Here is a 21979-nt window from a genome sequence, read left to right on the forward strand (position 1 = left end):
TCTATCATTTTACCCCATGTATTCATGACGAAATTTGATTAAGAAAACGATGGCCACCACTGTAGAAACCACCTCAGCAAAGGTCTGGGAAAACCACAGTCCATCAACACCGAAAAGAAGTGGCAGGCCAAAAATGGCAACGGATTGCAGCACAAAGGTGCGCATAAAAGCTATAGCTGCTGAAACCTTACCATTACCCAAGCCAGTAAAGTATGCCGACGCATATTCATTGAAGCCTTGTAATATAAAGGCAAAAGCAAACATCCTAAGGGCATATATTCCCAAAGCACATAACTCAGCATCATAGCCTAAATAGATTTCTGCCACAAATGGGGCAAAGCATTGAGCTGTACCAAACATCACTATACCACAGCCCAAATTAAGCTTAATGCCATTTTTCAACAGGCTCTGCAGCTCCTGATAATTTTGTGCACCTGCATGATAACCCACTACAGAGGCAGCCTCCATAGCCAGTCCATAAAAGATAGCGGCAAAAATACCCTCAACAAAAAGAACCGTTCCGTAGGCAGCAACACCATCTTCACCAATAAATCGCATAAGCTGCATATTGTAAAAAATAAAAATTAATGCAGTGGAAACGTTGGTCACCATTTCTGAGGAACCATTCCCCATGGCCCCCAGCAATGGTCCAATCTCCCAGCCACTCTTAACCAGCCGCAACGGACTGGTATTTTCCCGCATAAAATAGATAAGAGGCAAAATACCGTTAAGGCACATACCTATGGCTGTAGCCAGTGCTGCTCCAGTCATGCCCCAGCCAAAAATCACGATAAACAGCCAGTCGAAAAAAATATTTGACAACATGTTTATCAGGGAAAAATACAAGCCAAACTGGGGCTTTTCAGCAGTAATTAATAGGCTTTGAAAGGCATAGCTAAGCATTGCTATTGGCATAAATACTAACAGGACACGACCGTAAGGCAATCCATAGGCCATCATATCCTCTGTAGCCCCTAGCCAACCAGACACTGTAGGTAATGCAAACAAGCCAACAGCTCCAAGAAAAATTCCAGCACCAAAGGCTGCCTTGATAATCATGGTAAAGTAGCGGTTGGCCCGATCTCTATCCCCCTTGCCCAGCTCAGCGGCAATAAGGGCGCTGCCACCAACTCCGAACATCATCCCCACGGCCATAATCGCCAACAAATATGGATAAATAATATTTATGGCAGCAAAGGCTGTCTTACCAATATAATTGGACACGAAATAGCCATCAATAAGATCATAGGTTGTAGAAACCAGAATCATACCAATGGTGGGCAACGCAAACAAAACAAGTTTGCCACATGTAAAATGATCTGACAGTTTTATATTCATATATTATCCTCACAACGGACAATCCCTTCCAGTATTTCTACGTAGAGATTGTGGAAGTCTTCCATTTGCGTCGGGTCAAACAGCCCCTTTGCATATTCCATTTCAGAATCAAAGCCTCCATCCCCATGCTCATTTTCCAAAAGCTCCAGCTCCAAACGGGCACCGGCAGCGGAAAAATCATTATTAAGTTCAATCAGGGTTGGCTTTAACACATCCAGTTCATCACCATTGATTCCCAGCTGAAGATTTACCTCAATACAATCATTGACAAATGCTTCATAGTTCCCAGCCATAAAATCATAGGAGCTATGGGCAATTCCTTCCGCCACCTGCTCCTTTACTGAAAGAAGGAAGTCAGACATGGATGTATATTCTTCCATCCGGGCAGCCGCCGGTAAATTCTTTATCATCATACCCACGGCATTTTGGGCCTCCACAGCCAAACGATTATTGAAAATCCAGTTTACCATAACATGCTGTTTGCCCGTAAAGCGGGACAGGGTCAAAAGAGCCGCTCCAATGGCCATAACTGAGTGGCTTACACCCCAGAAGCTCTCAGCTTTTTCCACATCATCTGCTGTAAACTCAAGTCTTTTATCCATATCAGCCTGATCGATATGGTCACGATCTACCAGCATCTGGGCCTCCACCGATTCATCAGGCATATTACACCAAACCTCATCTCCATATCGGGACTCAAACCAAGCCCTATCCTCTTCAAAACTCCCCTGCTTCATCCGCTGTATTTCTTCACTGCGAAGGGCAAAGTAATAATCAGGAAGCAGATCACGATCAAAGTATGCATTTACAATATCCGCCAGCAGCACACCAAGGGAATCACCATCCATCAACATGTGGTGAATATCCATAAACAGATATCCATGGGACGGCGAACGGAATACCTTCACGCGACACAGACAGGCATCTAATATTTTATCAAATGGCATCACCAATACATCCGGCAGCATTGGTACAGTTTCTTCGTTAATATCCTGAACCTCAATCTCCTCCAAAAGACCTGGCACGTACTGCTGCACCAGCTCCCGGTTCTCGTCAAAACGGAATACGGATGATAAGGCAGGATGATTGTTAATTGCCCGATTAACTGCTTTACATAATCGATGAATATCAACATCATTCGGCTCAAATTGAACAAGAAAATGCATATTGCTCCACATAGTGGCATCCGGACGGAAAAGCTGTACATCCAAGATTTGGGTTTGCAGCGGTGTTAATGCCAATGGCCGTTTCCGGGCCTCCATTTCCCGATCCTCGATACTGCCCATTTTCATGCGTTCCATGGCAATAGCAGCAATTTTTCTAGGGGTACGCTTCTGGAAAATATCTGCGGCAATCAGTCCCGAAATATCCGCGTTGGCCAAAGCCACCATGGCACTGAGGGAATCGCCACCCAAATCAAAGAAATCATCCAATGCCCCCACCTTGTCCTCCGGCAATTTAAGAGCCAAAGCAAAGGCATGGCAAAGAGCCCTTTCCACATCTGTGGCAGGTGGCTCATATTGGGCCCTGAAGGCTGATAAATCCGGTTCTGGCAGCGCTCTCCTGTTCACCTTTCCATTTGGTGTCAACGGCATAGCCTCCAAATGGACAAACAGATTAGGTACCATGTATTCAGGGAGTTTAGCAGCAAGATGGTTCTTAAGGTCATTATCATCCACGTCCTTAACCGCAGTATAATAGCCCACCAGATATTCACCCGTTCCCTTTTTCAGGACAGAAACAGCCCCTGAATTAATGGCAGGATATTCCATCAATACCTTTTCGATTTCATCCAGTTCAATTCGGAAGCCACGCAGCTTTATCTGATTATCAATACGGCCAAAGACCCGGATTTTTCCTTCATCGGTCCATGCCGCCAAATCACCGCTACGATATGCCCGTACCCCATCATGGGTAAAGAAGGACGCCGCCGTCTTGTCAGGCAAATTAATATAGCCGCGACCAACCTGCTGACCGCAAATCATCAGCTCGCCACGTATGCCAACTGGCAATGGATTACCAAAAGAATCAGCTATATAGAACTGGGTATTGGCTATAGGCGTACCAACAGTCACCACCCTGCTATCCGCCATTTCCTCGGCGGCACAGCCCATAGTGGCCTCTGTAGGACCATAAACATTTAAAATCACGCTGTCCTGACGCAAATCCCGCAGCTTTTGATAAAGACCGGCTGGGAAGGCCTCAGCACCCACATCATAAAAGGTAATCTGCCTTAAGGCTTCCGCCGTTTCCGGAATAGCCAAAAGCCCCAACAGATAGGTTGGAGTACAGGTGATGCCATTTACCCCATTGTTCAGAATCAGCTGAGCCAGCTGACTTGGGGTGTGTATTTCTTCCTCAGTGGCAATTACCACAGAACACCCATTACACAGGGGAACAAACTCCTCCACAATGGACACGTCAAAGGAGAAGGAGGCTAGGGCCAGTGCAATGCGCCCAGGCTTGGTATAATGCATGATTTCCGGAGATTTTTCATTACGATGGACATAATTGGCAATATTTTTATGCTCAATCATTACCCCTTTTGGTTTGCCCGTGGTACCGGAGGTATAGATACAATATGCCAAATTATCAGCACCAACAACTGGCAGAGCAGCCTCTGCACCCTCACGTTCAATGAGCTCGTCCAAAGACAAAACCCTGCAATGCTCCTTTAGGGCGGAACGTGAAGCAAGCAAATCCTTTGAGGTAAGCAAAATAGGAATATTGCCATCTTCCAGGCAAAACTCAATTCGCTCGTCCGGATACTCCGGAATAAATGGCACAAATGCCCCGCCGGCCTTTAATATGCCGATTTCAGCCACATAGGTCCAAACCTCCCGGTCAAAGAGAACACCTACCAGCGTTTCCATAGTCACCCCTTTCTGTAAAAGGGAATAGGCCACCCTGTCGGAAAGCTCATCCAATTCTCTATAGGTCAAGGTCTTTCCGGCGGCAGTAACCGCTGCTTTATCCGGTGTCATATGGGCCTGACGGCGAATCTGCTCCTGTACCGGCACAAAGTCCATGGCCACCTCTGTATTGTTGAAGAGTGCCAAGGACTTCCTGTCATCTTCTGTCAGGAGGGAAATATCACCAATTAATTCCTCCTTTAAAAGCCCCTCAGCCACAGTAAATAAATCCTGGGCAAACCGCTTCACAAAGGCCGGTGAAAACCGCTCATTACGGTATTCAATGGTCATGTTATAAAGACCATCGGTACAGAAGAATTGAATGGAAAAGCACCCGGTTACCATGCCGGTGTGGTAATGCTCAAGGAAGTAGGAATCTCCACAAATGAGATTGCCACCTTCAGCATCACTGTTACCATGGCCACCGCCCATGTTATCAGTAAATAAATCCCCCTGATAGATGAATTCCACATCCTCATTTACAGGACAATGCTTCAGCACCTCATCAAAGGAATAAATATCGTTGCCCATGCTGTTGACGATTTGTCGTCCCATATTTTTCAGATAATCCACCACGGAAATATTTTCTGTAAAATCTCCATAAACAGGAATTCGTTTTATAAGAGTACCAATGGTGGTATCCATTCCCGTCCGGGCCCGGCCATTGTATACGCTGGAAAATGATACCTGTTTACAAGTAAGGTATTTGGATAACAGTAATGCCATGGCTCCCATAAAGAAGCTGCCTTCGGAAATCTGGTAACGGCTACAGAAGGCCTTGACCCTTTCCGGTGCAAGGGTTTTCGGTACATAACGAATGTTTTCGCTTACTCCCGGGGTCAGGCTACCCTCCCGATCACCCACCAGAGCCGGCACTTCATCCATCCTGGCAAACAAATTTTGAAAATAGGACTCGGCCTTTTTATGGGCACCGCCCTGCATAAGGGCTTCTTCATACATCCCCACCTGCTGTATGGTATATTCCTCCTGCAGATATTCCACACCTCCGGAGGAAGAACCAAGAGCACGGTTCAGCTCGCTAATCAGAAGGCTCAGGGAGGTAGCATCAAGAAAAATCAGATGACTCTTTAAGGCCAAATAACATCTTTCCGGGGTGCGATAAATGGCAAAATAAAACAGTAGCTCTTCTGTCATAGGTACCACTGGCATAAATTCACGGATAAAATCAAGGCGTTTATCCTCACTGCCATCTGTCACAGGAACCTCAACCACGGCTTCAGGGGCCATATACATATGGGGAATACCATCCTTCCTCGCCCGAATAATATATTTCATGGAAGGATGAGCTGCCACGACCTCCTGTACGGCAGCTGCCAGCTGTTCAGCAGTTACACGGGTATCTGCCACCATCAGATAGGATAGGGTGTAGGTGGCATTATTTCCACCGGTTAAGCCCTCCAGATAAATACCCATCTGGGTTTTGGTCAAAGGATAAAATTCACGGTCCATTTGTGGCTTTTCCGGATAATTATTATGGGCTTTTTCCTGTATATAGGCAGCAAGAGCCCGTGGAGTTGGATAAGAGGCCACATCATTAAATGACAGGCTGGTATCATCCAGCTTGGCCACCAGCATAGCCACGGAAAGGGAGGTTCCGCCCATATTAAAGAAGTCTGCCGATGCACTGACCCGGGGTAACTCCAAAACCTTGGCAAAGGCAGAGCAAATCCTCGCCTCCAGCTCATTCTGCGGAGGCTCATATACCTCCTCCTCCACTGGTGGCTCCATATTCTTCAAGGCTAAGTAATCCACCTTGTTTCGTTCGTTTCGGGGCATCTCATCAAGATATACAAAATAATCCGGCACCATATATTCCGGCAAAACAGCCTTCACATGATTCCGTAAATTATTGCTTTCCACCCTGTCGCCAATATAATAGCAAGCCAGCTTGTCACCGCCATGAACCCGAAGGGTGACACAGGCCGCCTCCTTGACTCCATTGGCCTTTTGCACGGTCAGTTCCACTTCACCAAGCTCAACCCGATAGCCTCTGAGCTTCACCATGTGGTCTTTTCGCCCATGGAACAGAAGATTTCCGGACTCATCGTAGGCCATATAATCCCCGGTGTGAAACAGGCGGCCTTCACAGAATGGATTATCCGTAAACCTGGCAGCCGTTTCCTGTGGCATATTGTTATATCTCAAAGCCAGCCAAGGACCTGCTACGCAAAGCTCACCCAGAATCCCCGGCTTCTGAATCAATTCTCCATCATCAGATAGCAGATAAGTCTTTACACTATGCCCCGGTTTTCCCAGCATACGGGAATCCTCCTGGGATATTTTGTGGAGAAGAATAGCTGCACATTCGCTGGAGCCATATACCTCAATTATATTGCCGTCCATGGTGTACTTCGCCTTCGCCTTTTCCCCGCCCAGGACAACATAATCAAGGGGCAAACGCCCGTACAACTCCCTCATTACATAGAACATCTGGGGTGGCAAAAACATTCCGGTGATATGGCGCTTTTGGATAATTTTAAACAGCATGTCCGCATTCATCCGCTCCGTTGAACTGGCAATGTACACGCTTCCTCCTACCATGAGAGGCGGATAAAGATCAACAAAGGAGGCAATAAATGTCAGCCCTGCCATACAGCAGGTCACATCCTTTTCCGAAAAAGCATGGTACCCCTTAACAGTATGGATCCACATGGAGAAAAAGGTCTGACGATGAACAACGCCCTTTGGCTTACCGGTAGAGCCGGAAGTAAAGAGAATCAAGCCCTCCTTATCAGGGGCAGACAAATTTATGGTTTCATCCACCTGAAGGGTGCCTTCCTCAGCAAATAGATCCTCCAGGGTCATAACAGGAACATCAGTAACCTTTGCTGCCAGTTGTTCAGTAGTAACACAGACCCTACAGCTTGCATCCTTCAGCACCGACTTAACCCGCTCTGACGGATAATCCTCCTCCAGGGGTACAACTGCTCCGCCGGCACGAAGTATGCCTAGAACCGCCGTCAAGTAAACCCGTGCCCGGGGCAGCAATACACCAACCCTCATTCCATTATGTTGATCTTGGAAAGTATCAAGTAAACGATTAGCTAAAATAGCCGAACGATGATTTAGACACCCATATGTATCCGTGCCATAGCAATCCATCACTGCTGGCTTATCAGGATGTGCTGATGCTTGAGCCAAAAATTCATTTACTAATAATTTCATTTGCGTTTCTCCCATGATAGATATAAAAATCAATCTACAATGTTCATAAACTTATTGAAGCCCGTCAATTTGAGAACATCCACAATAAATGGTGGTACATTTATTAATTTCATTTCACCCTCGGCATCATCCATTATGTTCTGAGCCGTCAGCAAAACTCTGAGACCTGCTGATGACACATAGGTCAAATCCTTAAAATCCAGGGTCAGATCGGTAATATCAGTCAATTCTTCATCAACAACCTTGCTCAAATCCTTGGCCTCCTGTATCGATAGCTTTCCGATAAGAGTCAGGGTAAGTGCTGAACCATTTTTTTCCTTTTTTATCTCCATAATGCAGATCATCCTTTCAAAAAATTATATCATTTATCAATTCGTCAAAATTTTTTCTATTCCTGCAAAAAAAAGCAATATACAGACATAGTCCGTATATTGCTAAGTAAAATTTAATTTTAATTTTTAACACCCGATTGAGCAATTCATCTGCCAATTTTTGCTTGGTCATAATTGGCAGCTCTTCGATGCTGCCATTGCGGTAAAGCAGCTTAACCACATTGGTATCGGTATTGAAGCCGGCATCCTTGCGGGACACATCGTTGGCCACAATCATATCAAGATTCTTCTTTTCCAGCTTGGCCTTGGCATACTCCAGAAGGTTTTGTGTCTCGGCGGCAAAGCCCATCAAAAACTGGCCTGGTCTTTTCTTCTCCCCCAGCTCCTTGAGTATATCCGGATTCTTTTCCAGTACAAGAGTCAGCTCCTGGTCATTCTTCTTGATCTTCTGCTCCGACACATCGCGGACACGGTAATCAGCCACTGCCGCAGCCTTTATGATCAAATCAGCCTCAGAGAAACGCTCCAGTACAGCCTCCCGCATTTCAGCAGCAGACTCAACACCTATAAATTCCACACCATCAGGCGGTGTAAGTGCCGATGGACCGGAAACCAATATTACCTCGGCCCCACGCTTCTGGGCCGCCTCTGCAATGGCATAGCCCATTTTTCCGCTGGAACGGTTGCCGATATAGCGGACAGGGTCAATAGGCTCGTAGGTGCCAGCTGCCGTTACCAAAACCTTGATGCCCAGCATATCTGCCGCAAAGGCCATGGTAAAGCGTACAAAATCAATTATATCAGCAGGCTCGGGCATGCGGCCGACGCCATCCACCCCACAGGCCAGGTGCCCGGATTCAGGTGGAATAAAATTCCAGCCATTCTCAATCAAAGAATCAATATTATGCTGAGTAAGCTGATTTTCATACATATTGCTGTTCATGGCCGGCGCAAAGAAAATAGGTGCCTTGGTGGCCAGCAAGGTAGTGGTCAGCATATCATCAGCCATGCCCATGGCACATTTGGCAATGAAGTTTGCGGTGGCCGGGGCCACTATGACAACATCAGCCAGATTGGCCAAAGCAATATGCTCCACATTATGGTGGGTTACCTCCCCCCACATGGTGGTGGTAACCGGATTGCCCGTAATCTCCCTAAAGGTCAGGGGAGTAATAAAATTCTGAGCCCCACGGGTCATAATAACATGGACCGAAGCCCCTGCCTTGCGAAGTCGGCTGGCTATTTCCACCGACTTATAAGCGGCGATACCACCAGTAACTCCCAGTACAACATTTTTGCCTTTTAACATACTATACCCTCACCACCTGCAGAGAAATAGGACAACCAACACCTAATTATTTTGTAGAATTACGCAGACGCTTATAGGTAATCTTGCCCTCGTAAATCTCCTCCAAAGCGTTGGTTACGTCTCTGATAGAGGTACGCTCTGCAGTCACATCATGAGTGCCGTCCATAATATCACGGGCACGCTTGGCAGCCAGGGAAACAAGAGTATAGCGGCTGTCTACCTTTGGTAATACCTGGTCTAAGGATGGGGTTACAATATCCATTATAAAATCTCCTTCCGGTTCTTTAACTTTTCCAAAATTTCAATATTCAAATCAGTGCGATGACGCTCCGCCTTAATGATGTTAGTGATTTCATCGGCGGCAATCTCCACTGTTTTATTGACTACAACGTATCTGTACTGACGGCCGATTTCGATTTCAGCAATAGCTGAACCCAAACGGCGCTTCAGACTTTCCTCGGACTCGGTACCGCGGCCGCAAAGACGCTGTTCCAGCTCCTCCAAAGAAGGTGGAACAAGGAAAATAAACAGTCCATCAGGACATTTTTCCTTTACGTTCATGGCCCCCTGGGTATCTATTTCAAGAATAATATCAATACCCTTGGCCCGCTGCTCCTCTATTTTCTTTAATGGAGTTCCGTAGTAGTTGCCATATACATTGGCCCACTCCAGCAGCTCTCCATTATTTATCATGCTTACAAATTCTTCCTTGGTGTGGAAATAATAATTTACACCATCCTGCTCCCCGGGACGGGCTGCACGGGTGGTAGCGGATACAGAATAGGCTATATCCGGATTTTTCTTGCGCACTACTTCGCAGACAGTGCCCTTGCCGGTGCCTGATGGTCCAGAAATAACAATCAGCAGACCTTTACGCATTAATTCTTATCCTCCTCATCAAATCGGTGTGACATGGTATCGGGCTGAACCGCCGACAGCACAACATGACCGCTGTCCATAACGATAACGGCTCTGGTTCTGCGGCCATAAGTGGCATCGATAAGCTCCCCTCTGTCTCTGGCATCCTGTACTACCCGCTTTATCGGGGCGGATTCAGGACTTACTATAGCTATTACCCTGCTGGCTGAAACTATATTGCCAAAACCTATGTTTATAAGCTTTAATTTCATAATTAAGCCACAACCTTACTCAATGTTCTGAATCTGTTCACGAATCTTTTCGATTTCGCATTTAACATCCACGGCAATCTGGGCTGCTCCGGTGGAATTGGCCTTGGAAGCCACAGTATTGATTTCACGGTTCATTTCCTGAATCAGGAAGTCCAGCTTGCGGCCCACAGGCTCATTGGACTTGATAATCGTACGGAATTGATCAAAATGACTGTGGAGACGAACCACTTCCTCAGTGTAATTTACCTTGTCAGTATACAAGGCAGTTTCCTGAATCAGACGGTTCTCGTCAATATCCTCCTTGGCAAGATACTGCTCCAGAAGGGCTTCAAGCCGCTGACGATAAGCCGCCACAATCTCAGGAGCCAGCTTCTCCAGCTGGGATACATAGTCCTCAAGGGTATCAATACGGGCCAGCAAATCGGCCTGAATATTTTCCCCTTCATGCTCCCGCATGGCCACAAGATTTTTCATGGCCTCCTCTACTGCTGCCAAAATAGCGGGGCCTGCCTCATCCAGCTCATTGGCATCATCGTCCACCTTCAGCACATCAGGAAAGCGGGCAATATCCATGGCAGAATATGGTCTGTCAGTGCCAATCTGCTCATTGATGGAATTAAGAGCCTGACTATAGGCATTGACCAGGCCCTTGTCTACGATAATGGATACAGCCTTTTCCCGAAGATCGCGGAAGCTGACATTTATGTCCAGCTTACCACGGGAGGCGTATTCTTTGATTTTTTTGGTTATATCACCCTCGAAACGTGCCAGGGTGTGATGCATGTGGAAATTAATTTCCAGATAACGCTGATTTACGGTCTTTATTTCAACATGAGCCTTGAAGGAATCATTCTCAAAATCGCCGGCCCCAAAGCCGGTCATACTCTTTATCATCTATATACTCCTAAATATTAAATATCTGCTACCCCGGTGAAAACTTCCTCCGCCGGTCCAGTCATGTACAAATGGTTGTTGTCAGCCCACTCCACCTGGAGCTTGCCACCATCCAACTGAATCTCAGCCCTGCGGTCAGCCAGACCATTCAATACGGCTGCCGTAAGGGTAGCGCAGGAACCGGTGCCACAGGCCAGTGTAACTGCTGCACCACGCTCCCAAACCCGCATACGCAGATGGGATTTGTCCTTGACCTCAACGAACTCCGTATTGGTCTTTCTTGGGAACTTCTCATGGGCCTCAAAGAGAGGGCCATATTCATAAATTGGAAAGCTCTCCGCATCCTCAACAAATACCACACAATGAGGATTGCCCATGGAAACACAGGTCATCTGGAATTCCTTGTCCTTGACGGTGATAGCTTCCTTTATAACACGGTTCATGCCATAGCCGGAAACAGGAATCTTGTCCCCCTCCAGAATTGGCTCTCCCATGTCCACCCGAACCTGGCTCACCTGACCATTTTCCAATATCATTTTGGGAACCAAAATGCCGGCGCCGGTTTCAACGGTGAATTCTTCCTTGTCCACAATGCCCTTTTCATAGACATAGCGGGCAAAGCAGCGGATACCATTGCCGCACATTTCTGCCTCACTGCCATCGGCATTGATAATCCGCATGCAGATATCCGCCTTGTCAGAAGGCAGCACCAGTAAAATGCCATCGGCCCCGATACCATAATGACGGTCACAAAGGGCCTTGGCAGCACCAATATAGTCCTGCTTTGGCTCCTTTAAACAGTCAATTAATACAAAATCATTACCTGTGCCTTGAAGCTTGGTAAAATTAAATTTCATCCTGAATTTTCCTCCTTAACTTACATAGGAGATAACAATGTAAATTGTTTTTTTACATCATTTTATTTTAACGATAAATCACTGATTTTGCAAGTGCAAAAGCTGTTCATAAATCTGCTCCAAACGGGCAGAGTCCAAACCGCCATCAAGGGCTGCAAGGTTGGTAGCCAAACGCTCATGAAGACGGGTATCAAACCGCTTACATACCTTGTTGTACAACTCCTCCAGGGCGGCAGATTCCTCCTTGATCAGCTTGGCATGCTCATTGGCCAGATATTCATCTGCCAATCTGGATACAATGCCTTCCATTTCCTCTGCCATAACCTTTGAGGCACCCTCCTCAAAGAAATCCTTTGGATTCTTATAAATGGACAATACCTCCCGGAACATTTCACGGTCCAGTCCCACAAAGGCCGGCTCGAAGGTCAGCTTGTTTTCATAGCTGTATTCCTTTATGGACAGGGTAAATTCATTGCTGATCTGATTGAGCAGCTCATTGACATGTATCTGCATTTTCACAAGGGAGCCTTTGATGTAATTGTCAGTCCGCAGACTGGTGGCTCTCAGCTCCTGGGCCAAATCAAAGCCTATGCTTTCCAGCAGCTGGTCCAATGCTTCCTTCAGCTGGACTTTGGAATTACCGCCAGACTTTAAGGTGGCCGGATTAAAGGACTCACGGAAGAAATCAAGATACCTTAAAAATACGCGCTGCTTAACATAATAAATAAGCTCTGTGGCTTCCTGCTTAAGGCCGGCCATTAATTCCCTGTCATTTATATCAGCCAGAACACTGTCAATTTCCCTGCGGAACCGCTCCAGATCAGCCCGTCGCTGCTCCTTTTGGGCACTGTCGCTATGACTGATATTTATTAAGTCCTTAATGCGCTCCACAGCCTTGTCATATTCCTGTCTGGCCGCGGAAAGAGCAATATCATTTAAGTCATTGACAACGAAATTATAGAAGGCTGCTTCAAACTCCGTAGGGGCAGTTTCACCAGCCTGCTTCTGCTCCAGCACCTGCTGGCTGGACAGGGCAAACAGCTGTGGCTTGGAAACACCATAAGATTTTAGCTGCTTGCGGACATAATTTACCACATGATCCGCCTCGTCCTTGTCCTCCGCCAAATCAATGGCATTGACAATAAAGAACATCTTATCCAGCTGGAAGGAATCCTTGACACGGCCCATCTGAATAATAAATTCACGATCCGCCTTGCCAAAGGCGTGGTTGTAGTAGGTCACATACAGCACCACATCAGACTGGCGGATAAAATTAAAGGACATATTCGTATGACGGGCATTGATGGAATCAGCACCCGGTGTATCTACCAAGGTTATTCCCTTGGCGGTCAACGGACAATCATAATACACCTTGATCCAGTCCACAAAGCAGGATTTGTATTCCTGGGCGGCGTACTGTCCAAAGCCATTTAAATCACTGTTAAATACCTCACCTAATTTATTTTCAACGTCAGCAAAGCCAACCACAAAGGCCCGCAGGAAGGATTTTTCCTTTTGGTGGGCACTGCCCCCCTGGTTCATCGTATCCTTGGCCAGCTGCAGTGCTTCACGCAGGGTGGACGGACGCAGATTAAACGGCTTAAAGGCCCGGATAAGGTCATCAAGAAGCATCTGGTCGCTTTTCAGCTTAATCTCTACTGTGCCGTGAGGATGCCCCTCATCCACCGGCAATATCATGTTGATAGCTGCCGTAGTAGGGTTTGGAGATACCGGCAGCAGGCGTTCACCCAGCAGGGAATTGGCAAAGGAGGACTTGCCGGCACTAAATGCACCGAATAAGGTTACCAGGAAGCCTTTATTGTTAAGGCGTTCCGCCCTTTCCTGCAGCTCCTGGGCCAGCTGCCCAACCCCTGGAATTTCACCGATGAGCTCAGCCCCCTTGTGGAGCTTGACGGACATTTCCTTTAGCTTTTCGGTACCGGAGGCCTTCATTAAAGCCGCATCGAAATCAGCGTTTAATGCAGAATTTTCAATAGTATGGTGATTATTTTTTGTATGTTTGGATTTATTTTTTAATGTATCTGAAGAATCTAAAGTACCATCCGGCTCTACTAGCTCTTCCTCCGGTAGTTCAATGGCGGACAAATCGTCAAAATTGGATATTGCATCTGCCATATGTTCATTGACAAGCAGCTCCTTAAGCTGACTCTCCCGTTGGGCACTTTCAGCTGCCAGATTGTCCAGTGTACTCCATGCCTGCTGGTATTCCTTCAGCTCCTCCAGACGTTTTTTTACGGTTTCCAGCCGCTGCTGCCTCTGAATGGACAGCAGATCAGCCAGTGCTGTTTTTATTTCCCCCGCCTGACTCCGGGCCACGTTCTTTATGCCCTCGGCAAAATTAAGGGTATAATTCATGACATAGCTGCCATCCTGGGTGAGCTGGGCCCCGGAACGCATAGCCTCCGTAAGCAGCTCCTCCGGCGGTAATATTTCTATGGTTTGAATTTTATCCTGCAGTTCTTTGTTGGAAACATTGTGCTGGCGCAGAAAATCAACCAGGAAGGTCTTTAAATGCCATTCTATCTGGGTCCTGGCCTTTTCAGAGGCATCCTCAAAAAAGGCCTGCTTGCGGCGCTCCAGCTCTGCCATGGTCTTCTTGCCACGGCCAAACAGCCCCACCTTAAAGGAAGGCTGACAGGCCTCCAGATAATCCCGGGCCAAATCTCTGGTTGAGGTAGGCATCAAATAGGCATTATCCAATATTTTGGCCACACCGGCTTTAAAGACTTCCTCCCAATCCTCCGCAAGAGCTGTCTGCTCCCTGTGTAAGCTGTCATACTCCTGACGCATTAAATGGAGTTTATCCTCGGAAATATCTGCCAAAAGTGCCCTAGCGTCATTTTGTTCAGCCGCCGAATTTTTATCCGCATCCTTAATGTATTCGGTGATTATTCTGGTGAGAGAAGCATAAATGGACTCCTCCAGATTATCATTGCGATGGGCAATTTTGTCATCCAATAAGGCCATCAGCTCAGAATATTGATTATGTGGTGCCTCAGGATATTTGGCAGAAATGAAATAAATCCCCCTGGCCTTTACCCCCCAGCTTTCAAAAGCATCATAAACTGATTTTTTAAAATCAGCAAAGGACAGCTCGTTATCACGGTGCTTATCCACCTGATTAATAACCAGATACACTTCCTTGCCGGCCCTGGTCAGATCCCGGGTAAAGGAAAAGTTAAGCTCTGACTGGACGTGGTTATAGTCCATAACATAAAAAATAATGTCAGCCAGATGAATAGCATCCTCTGTAACTATTCGATGGGCATCATCTGCTGAATCAATACCAGGGGTATCCATAATCTCCACACCAGAAGGAATCTTAAGGGTGGAATAGCTTAGCTCAATGCAGGAAACCGCATCCCCATCACGGCAATAGCTCTTAACCAGATCATAATCATAAGGAGCTACATATTTTCGTGGCTTGCCCTTGCTGAAGAATACCCGGGCATAGTCCTCCCCCTTGTACACCTTTACAAGATTGGCACTGGTAGGTATAGGGCTGGAAGGCAATATATTATCCCCCAAGAAGGAATTTATCAGCCGTGACTTGCCCGCAGAAAAATGTCCCGCAAAGGCGATACCATATTGGTCATTGGCCAGCTTCTGGGCCAGATGCCGTACATGGCTCATATTACGGGTATGATTTATATCTTTAAAGTAATCGTAAGCTGCTGCCAGCTTGTTTTCTAATAAATCTCTAGTCATACTTGCTCCAATCAGGCTGTGGTTATGGGGTCGATATCTATTATTACATTCATATCGCGGTGAATACCCTGTTCCCGCAGAAAAGTGTTTACAACCTTTAAATCATCAGTCTTAATCAACATGGAAAAACGGTGAACTCCCTTGAAGGTAGGAATCATGGCCGGGGCCGGCCCAATAATCTGATGATGGGCGGTACGGCCAAATTTATCAAGGAAGTTATCCTTTAAATTTTGAGCCTGCTGGCGGGCCAGCTCAGGCTGTTCATTTTGGAAAATCAGCTTAACAATGCGGCAAAAAGGCGGGAAGAACAGACTCTTTCGCAGCTTCATTTCTTCGTCATAAAATGCCTGATAATCCTGCTTTATGCCACTTTGAACCGCATTATGCTCCGGTGAATAGCTTTGAACAATAACCTTTCCGGGAATATCTCCACGCCCGGCCCGGCCGGCGGTCTGGGTGATGAGCATAAACACCCGCTCTGCGGCCCGGAAATCCGGCATATTCAAGGCCGAATCCGCACTTATAATACCCACTGCTGTTACGTTGGGAATATCATGGCCCTTGGCCACCATCTGAGTTCCCAAAAGAATATCAAACTCCTTATCACGGAACCTGTTAATAATGTTAGTGTGGCCAAACTTGCCCGTTGTGGTGTCCCTGTCCATGCGAATCACTCTGGCCTGAGGAACCAAGGCTTGCAGCTCCTGCTCCAGCTTTTCAGTTCCGGAACCAAAATATTTAATATAACGGCTCTCGCACTTCGGGCAGACATCCGGAACCGGCACCGTAATATCACAATGATGGCACATAAGCCTCTTGTCCTTGTGATAAACCAGTGGCATGGTACACTGCGGACATTTTATAACCTCACCACAGGAGCGGCACATAACAAAGGTAGCGAAGCCCCGACGGTTCAGCATTATAATCATCTGCTCCCCCTTGCTGATAGTGTCTTCAATAAGAAGACGCAAAGGATAGCTTATAATATTTCGGCGGCCCCTTTTCAGCTCCTGCCGCATATCCACACAGGACACCTCAGGCAATGGCTTATTGCCAATGCGATAAGGAAGTCTCAGCATGGTACACTGACCTGTATGGGCCTTGTGATAGGTTTCCAGTGAAGGGGTGGCACTGCCCAGCAACAGGGGTGCCCCATAAATCTGAGCCAGCTTTTCTGCCACCACTCTGGCATGATAACGGGGTGATTCATCCTGTTTGTAGGAATTGTCCTGCTCCTCATCCATGATAATCAGTCCCAGATTATCCGCCGGAGTAAAGAGGGCGGAACGGGCCCCAATAATGATTCCGGCTTCTCCCCGCCGTACCCGCATAATGGCATCATTACGCTCACTGATGGACAGACGGCTATGAATAACGATAATATCTTCTTCAAAATAGCTTTTAAAGGCCTGTACCACCTGACCCGTAAGGGCTATTTCAGGCACCAGAACCACAACCCGGCGGTCCATTTTCCGCACCTTCTGTGCAGCTTCTATGTACACCTGGGTCTTGCCGCTGCCTGTTACTCCATAAAGCAAAAACTCCTGGAATTTCTTGGCAGCTACTGCTTCCTCTATGGCTTCCACCGCAGCCCTTTGTTCCCTGGTCAGCTCCACTTCCTTACGCTTTACAGACAAGGAATCATAGCTGTTACGGAAAACACGCTGTCTGCTCTTGGAAAGCATACCGGCTTCTGTCAATGCTTTTATAGTGGCAGCCGATATTCCTTTATTTTTGAAATCTTCTGCTGTAAAAATGAGTGGCTTACTTTCTTCTGCCACTGCTTGCTGTTTGTCATTTATATACAGCAATGCCTTTTTCTGTGCAGGCTTGCGTGAATATTCCTCCAGTATTTCCTCTGTCAGCTGCAGTGATGGTACATAAACAGTCTGAAAAGCCGCCTTGGCCTTATTATCTGCATTATATACCCGTTTTATAACATTATACTGCAGCAGCTTCTCCAGTATATTTTCCAGCTCCTGGGCAATGTCCTCATTACCGTCTGCCACCAGCTGGTCCTTTAGCTCCTTTTTCTTGGCTGTTCCGGCAGCTACCAAAGCCTCATAGACCCGACCGTAGCTTTGAACCTGCAACAGCACATTATCCTTCTGACCGTGAATCGCCTCATAGGCCAGCTGAATATGGGCCCCACTTTTCCCCGGAATAAACAGACGCATCATTTCCCCCACGGAGCAAAGATAAAAATCCGCCATCCAACGGGCTGCCTCAATTACCTCTTTTGTGAACCATGCCTCTTCGTCCAGGGTTTCCTTAATAGGCTTTAGCTTATATTCTCCACCAATACTGTTCTCATCCACATTTCTTACAGATACAATAAAGCCCTCAATGCTGCGGCCGCCAAAGGGTACAATAACACGCCAGCCCACATCGAGGTAGCTCAGCTCGTCAGGAACTATATAGCTGTATGCCTGGGATATGCTTTTTATGGGAATATTAATATAAACATCAGCCAGTATCACAATATCAATCCATCCTATGTATGACTAATATAACGAAGAAACGGGACTGTTTTGCTAGTCCCGTTTAACTTTATTAGGTGCTTTTATACATTAAAAATGTATGCTCTCTATCATTTTGTCCGCCGCCTTCTGATAATCCTCATCGTCGGCCTTGTAGGAAATCGTTATGCACCAATGCTCATCACCCTTGAAGAAGGAAATGAATCTGGTCTTAATCTTAATATCGTTGCTGGTACCATCCAGGGTAGTTACCTTGGCCGGCTCGCCGGCAACTGTGGCATCCTCCAGCTGACCGCCGGTGGCACTGCGCTTGCTCTTATAGGTCTTTAAAAGATCCTCGGAGTATTTATTTAAGTCAGGTTTAAAATCGAAGGTAGTAAACTGCTTGTACTTGGCCCGGTCGTAGTGAACACTCATAACAGTTATCTCAAAATCACTGTTATGATCCGCACTGGTACAGATAGTAGTACCATTAGGGAAGGTCTTTGGAGCCATAGGATTTCTGAAATCGAAAGGCAGGCTCATGGTCAGTGTTCCTGCATGGCCATTTACACTTACATCGTGCAATTCAATATTCTTGGAGCCGCAACCAGCCACCAGCACACTCAGCACCATCAGGCAAAGTGCCGCCACAACGGCCACAGACTTCTTAACAAACTTAACTCCCATGGAACTGCGTCCTCCTTAATCCAAATCGTACTGAAGCATGGACATAACCTTAATACCGTCATTTTCCAGCTTCTGACGACCACCAAGGGTAGTCAGCTCCACAAAGAATACAGCCGCTGCAACCTCGCCGCCAATTTTCTTAATTAGCTTGGCAGCCGCAGTAGCAGTACCGCCGGTAGCCAGCAGATCGTCAACGATTAACACCTTCTGGCCCGGCTTTATGGCATCCTTATGTATTTCAATGGTATCACTGCCATATTCCAGATCATAATCCACACTGATAACCTCTGCTGGCAGCTTGCCCGGCTTGCGGATAGGCACAAAGCCGATATTCATGGCTGCGGAAAGAGCTGCACCATAAATAAAGCCACGGGATTCCAGGCCCACAATCATATCAATCTTCTCACCCTTGACCAGCTCCTTCATATAGTCCAGAGTCAGGCCAAAGGCCTTGGCATCCTTTAAGGTTGTGGTAATGTCCACAAACTTGATTCCCTCTTTTGGGAAATCATCCACCAGACGGATATGATCCTTTACATAGTTTATGTCACTTGCGGTTAAGCTCATCAGAAAAACTCCTTATTGGTTATTAAAATAGTTAAATGTTTTCACAAAACCATTTCATTATACCATATTTTTAGCTGATTGCGAAATACAACCAAAGCAAAAACGACCCCACCAGAGGCAGGGTCATTTACTCCAAATATTATTTAAGATAAAGGGTATCCTTGCCTACCTCTTCTGCTGTTGCCTTATCCTTCAGCAGTTCAATCATCTTCAAAGCGAAGGCAATAGAAGTAGCTGGGCCCCGGCTGGTGATAATATTGCCATCAACCACAACCTCATCAGTGCTGGTCTTGCCACCCTTCAGGCGACCTTCAAAGCCAGGGTAACAGGTGCATTTTTTACCCTCTACCAGACCATTGTCACCAAGAACAGATGGAGAGGCACAGATAGCAGCCACCCATTTTCCAGCTTCATTAAATTTCTTTATGAGAGCCACTACTTCCTTGCTGCCGCCTAAGTTATTCATACCGCCCATTCCACCTGGCAGCACAACAATATCATATTCATCAGAATTCAAATTGGAAAGAAGCTCATCAGCCTCTACAGTAATATTGTGGGCACCAACAACCTTTTTCTCCCCATGAATGGAAGCAGCCGTAACCTGAATGCCGCCACGGCGGAGAAAATCAACCTGGGTCAGGCCCTCAACCTCTTCAAAACCATTGGCCAACAAAACTAATGCTTTCATACTTTTATCGCTCCTTACATGAAATTATTAATACGTTATCTTAATTATAACCTAAATACTCATATTTTCCCATTTAATAAGGAAAAATCTTCCTGCCTTGCAAAGAGAATTAGTCGATATGTATAATTAACAGAGATAACTGCAAAAACTGTTATTTAAAACAATATCAATTATTTGGAGTCCAATTATGAAAAAGAAGCTTTCAATTCTATTATCCATGCTATCACTGGTGTTTGGCCTGTCCAATTCTGCAGACCTGCCACAGACAGAGGCCGCAGCCCAGTCCACAGGTCAGGGGACAATTTTATTTGTTCCCCACGATAATCGCCCCACTTCCTGTGAGCAATCCACGGAAGCCCTGGAGCTGGCAGGCTACAATGTGATAATGCCTCCCAAGGATATGCTGGGGGGCCTGCATAACAATGGGGATACAGCAGAGCTATGGAATTGGGTTAATAAAAATATCGCAAAGGCTGATGTGGCAGTAGTATCCACTGACTCACTGATTTACGGCGGGCTGGTGGCTTCCCGGAATCATAACGCCACAGAGGATGAATTGTTATCAAGAACAGATAAATTTAAGAACTTAAGGAAAGCTAATCCAAAGGTTAAGGTATTCGCCTTTGCCTCCCTCATGCGTACTCCCAAGGACGGCGCAGCTGCCGGTGCTGAGGAACCAGCCTATTATCAGGATTATGGCAATAAGCTTTTTAAATATTCTGCCCTAAATGACCAAAAAGAAATTCGCGTACTAGGGGCAAAAGAAAAAGCGGAATTCGAAAAGCTAAAGGCCGAAATTCCAAGTGGTGTTCACAAGGATTATTTTGGGCGGCGGACAAAAAATATTACGGTTACCAAACGCCTTATGGATTTAACCAGGAATGGAACCTTAAACTTTTTTGTTATTGGCAAGGATGATAATGCTCCATTCTGTGCTACCCATCAAGAGTCCCGTCACCTTATTACCTATTCCAAAAAATTAAACCTGCCAAATAACAAATTTATGATTACCAACGGTATTGATGAATTTGGTATGCTGCTGTTGACAAGAGCTGTTACTTCCATTGAGAACAAGCAATACTCTGTAAATGTAAAATTCAACATGGGAACAGGCGAGGATACAGTACCAAAATTTTCCGATGCCAGAATTCACAAGTCCATAAAGGACGAATTGATCATGGCCGGTGCATGGGAAACTGATAAAGCTGATAAGGCTGATTTAGTGCTTTTGGTAAACACGGATTACAAGGGACGTACTACAGATGGCTACCCTGACCCTAACGATCCGGAGCCTATGTATAACGACGGACAGCCACGCAGGGACTCCCAATATTTTCTGAACATGATTCAGGAGAATATTGCCAAGGGACGTAAGGTGGCTTTGGCTGACATCTGCTTCGCAAATGGCAGTGACAACGCCCTTATGAATTTGCTTTCAGAAAATAAACTGCTGTTCAGGCTGCGTTCCTACTCCGGCTGGAATACCCCTACCAACAGTACGGGCTTCGCCCTTGGACAAGGACTTGTAAACCTCAGTCTTTCCCAGGAGGACTGCAACAAACTGCTGGTAAAGCGCTATCTGGATGACTGGGGCTATCAGGCAAATGTGCGTGAAAAGCTAATGAGAAGTCTTCCAGGCTCCAAATATTATTTTGATTTGGCAGACTATGAAAAAACTGCTGAAAGCCTTGTTGCAAACGAGCTTCGTGCCTTTGCAGCCCAGCATCTGGGTGAATATCCCAACTCCACTGACATTAAGGTCACTTTCCCATGGCATATTACCTTTATTGGAGGGATTACCATTAACGAAAGCAACGATTTTAAAAAAAACATAAATTTTTCGGCCGCTGGAATGTAGAGGACCAGCAGGCTACCTGTGGCAACGGAG

15 protein-coding genes are annotated in these 21979 nt (G+C 46.4%); 1 reads left to right on the forward strand and 14 read right to left on the reverse strand.

Annotation, left to right across the window (positions count from 1 at the left end; genetic code table 11):
* Positions 1–9 precede the first annotated feature (9 nt).
* The 14 genes from D081_RS08290 to D081_RS08355 all read right to left on the reverse strand — a co-directional run bounded on the left by D081_RS08290 (position 10) and on the right by D081_RS08355 (position 20091).
* Complete coding sequence (locus D081_RS08290; RefSeq protein ID WP_085023728.1) at positions 10–1338, reverse strand: MATE family efflux transporter; 1329 nt, start codon at positions 1336–1338, stop codon at positions 10–12.
* Complete coding sequence (locus D081_RS08295; protein ID WP_158087611.1) at positions 1335–7436, reverse strand: non-ribosomal peptide synthetase; 6102 nt, start codon at positions 7434–7436, stop codon at positions 1335–1337. Before D081_RS08295 ends, D081_RS08290 begins: the two co-directional genes overlap by 4 nt.
* A 29-nt stretch (positions 7437–7465) precedes the next feature.
* Positions 7466–7768: an STAS domain-containing protein gene (locus tag D081_RS08300; RefSeq protein WP_085023730.1), complete on the reverse strand. Its 303-nt coding sequence runs from the start codon at positions 7766–7768 to the stop codon at positions 7466–7468.
* Between the two features lie 16 nt (positions 7769–7784).
* Positions 7785–9077 (reverse strand): bifunctional phosphopantothenoylcysteine decarboxylase/phosphopantothenate--cysteine ligase CoaBC, encoded by a 1293-nt coding sequence (coaBC, locus tag D081_RS08305; protein WP_085023731.1) that lies wholly within the window; start codon positions 9075–9077, stop codon positions 7785–7787.
* Positions 9078–9123: 46 nt separating this feature from the next.
* Complete coding sequence (gene rpoZ / locus D081_RS08310) at positions 9124–9339, reverse strand: DNA-directed RNA polymerase subunit omega (RefSeq protein WP_085023732.1); 216 nt, start codon at positions 9337–9339, stop codon at positions 9124–9126.
* The gene (gmk, locus tag D081_RS08315; RefSeq protein WP_085023733.1) at positions 9339–9956 is read right to left on the reverse strand and encodes a guanylate kinase; all 618 of its coding nucleotides are present in this window, start codon (positions 9954–9956) and stop codon (positions 9339–9341) included. The genes rpoZ and gmk overlap by 1 nt, the downstream gene beginning before the upstream one ends.
* Positions 9956–10207, reverse strand: a complete 252-nt coding sequence (gene remA / locus D081_RS08320; protein ID WP_085023734.1) for an extracellular matrix/biofilm regulator RemA — start codon at positions 10205–10207, stop codon at positions 9956–9958. Before remA ends, gmk begins: the two co-directional genes overlap by 1 nt.
* A gap of 15 nt (positions 10208–10222) precedes the next feature.
* Positions 10223–11101: a YicC/YloC family endoribonuclease gene (locus D081_RS08325; RefSeq protein WP_085023735.1), complete on the reverse strand. Its 879-nt coding sequence runs from the start codon at positions 11099–11101 to the stop codon at positions 10223–10225.
* Between the two features lie 17 nt (positions 11102–11118).
* Positions 11119–11958: a diaminopimelate epimerase gene (dapF, locus tag D081_RS08330; protein ID WP_085023736.1), complete on the reverse strand. Its 840-nt coding sequence runs from the start codon at positions 11956–11958 to the stop codon at positions 11119–11121.
* A 78-nt stretch (positions 11959–12036) separates the two neighbouring features.
* The gene (locus D081_RS08335; protein WP_085023737.1) at positions 12037–15687 is read right to left on the reverse strand and encodes a dynamin family protein; all 3651 of its coding nucleotides are present in this window, start codon (positions 15685–15687) and stop codon (positions 12037–12039) included.
* Positions 15688–15698: 11 nt separating this feature from the next.
* A complete protein-coding gene (gene priA / locus D081_RS08340; protein ID WP_085023738.1) occupies positions 15699–18167 on the reverse strand; it encodes a primosomal protein N' in 2469 nt (822 codons plus the stop codon).
* A 90-nt stretch (positions 18168–18257) separates the two neighbouring features.
* Positions 18258–18836 (reverse strand): hypothetical protein, encoded by a 579-nt coding sequence (locus D081_RS08345; RefSeq protein WP_085023739.1) that lies wholly within the window; start codon positions 18834–18836, stop codon positions 18258–18260.
* A 15-nt stretch (positions 18837–18851) separates the two neighbouring features.
* Positions 18852–19403, reverse strand: a complete 552-nt coding sequence (gene apt / locus D081_RS08350; protein ID WP_085023740.1) for an adenine phosphoribosyltransferase — start codon at positions 19401–19403, stop codon at positions 18852–18854.
* 139 nt (positions 19404–19542) lie between these two features.
* The gene (locus tag D081_RS08355; RefSeq protein ID WP_085023741.1) at positions 19543–20091 is read right to left on the reverse strand and encodes a DJ-1 family glyoxalase III; all 549 of its coding nucleotides are present in this window, start codon (positions 20089–20091) and stop codon (positions 19543–19545) included.
* 187 nt (positions 20092–20278) lie between these two features.
* Here D081_RS08355 and D081_RS08360 point away from each other — a divergent pair, with 187 nt between their 5' ends.
* Positions 20279–21949 carry a DUF4127 family protein gene (locus tag D081_RS08360; RefSeq protein WP_085023742.1) on the forward strand — a complete coding sequence of 557 codons (1671 nt, stop codon included), beginning with the start codon at positions 20279–20281 and terminating at the stop codon, positions 21947–21949.
* Positions 21950–21979: the final 30 nt, after the last annotated feature.

This window comes from Anaerovibrio sp. JC8 (genome assembly GCF_002100115.1).
In the GTDB taxonomy this organism is placed as follows: Bacteria; Bacillota; Negativicutes; order Selenomonadales; family Selenomonadaceae; genus Anaerovibrio.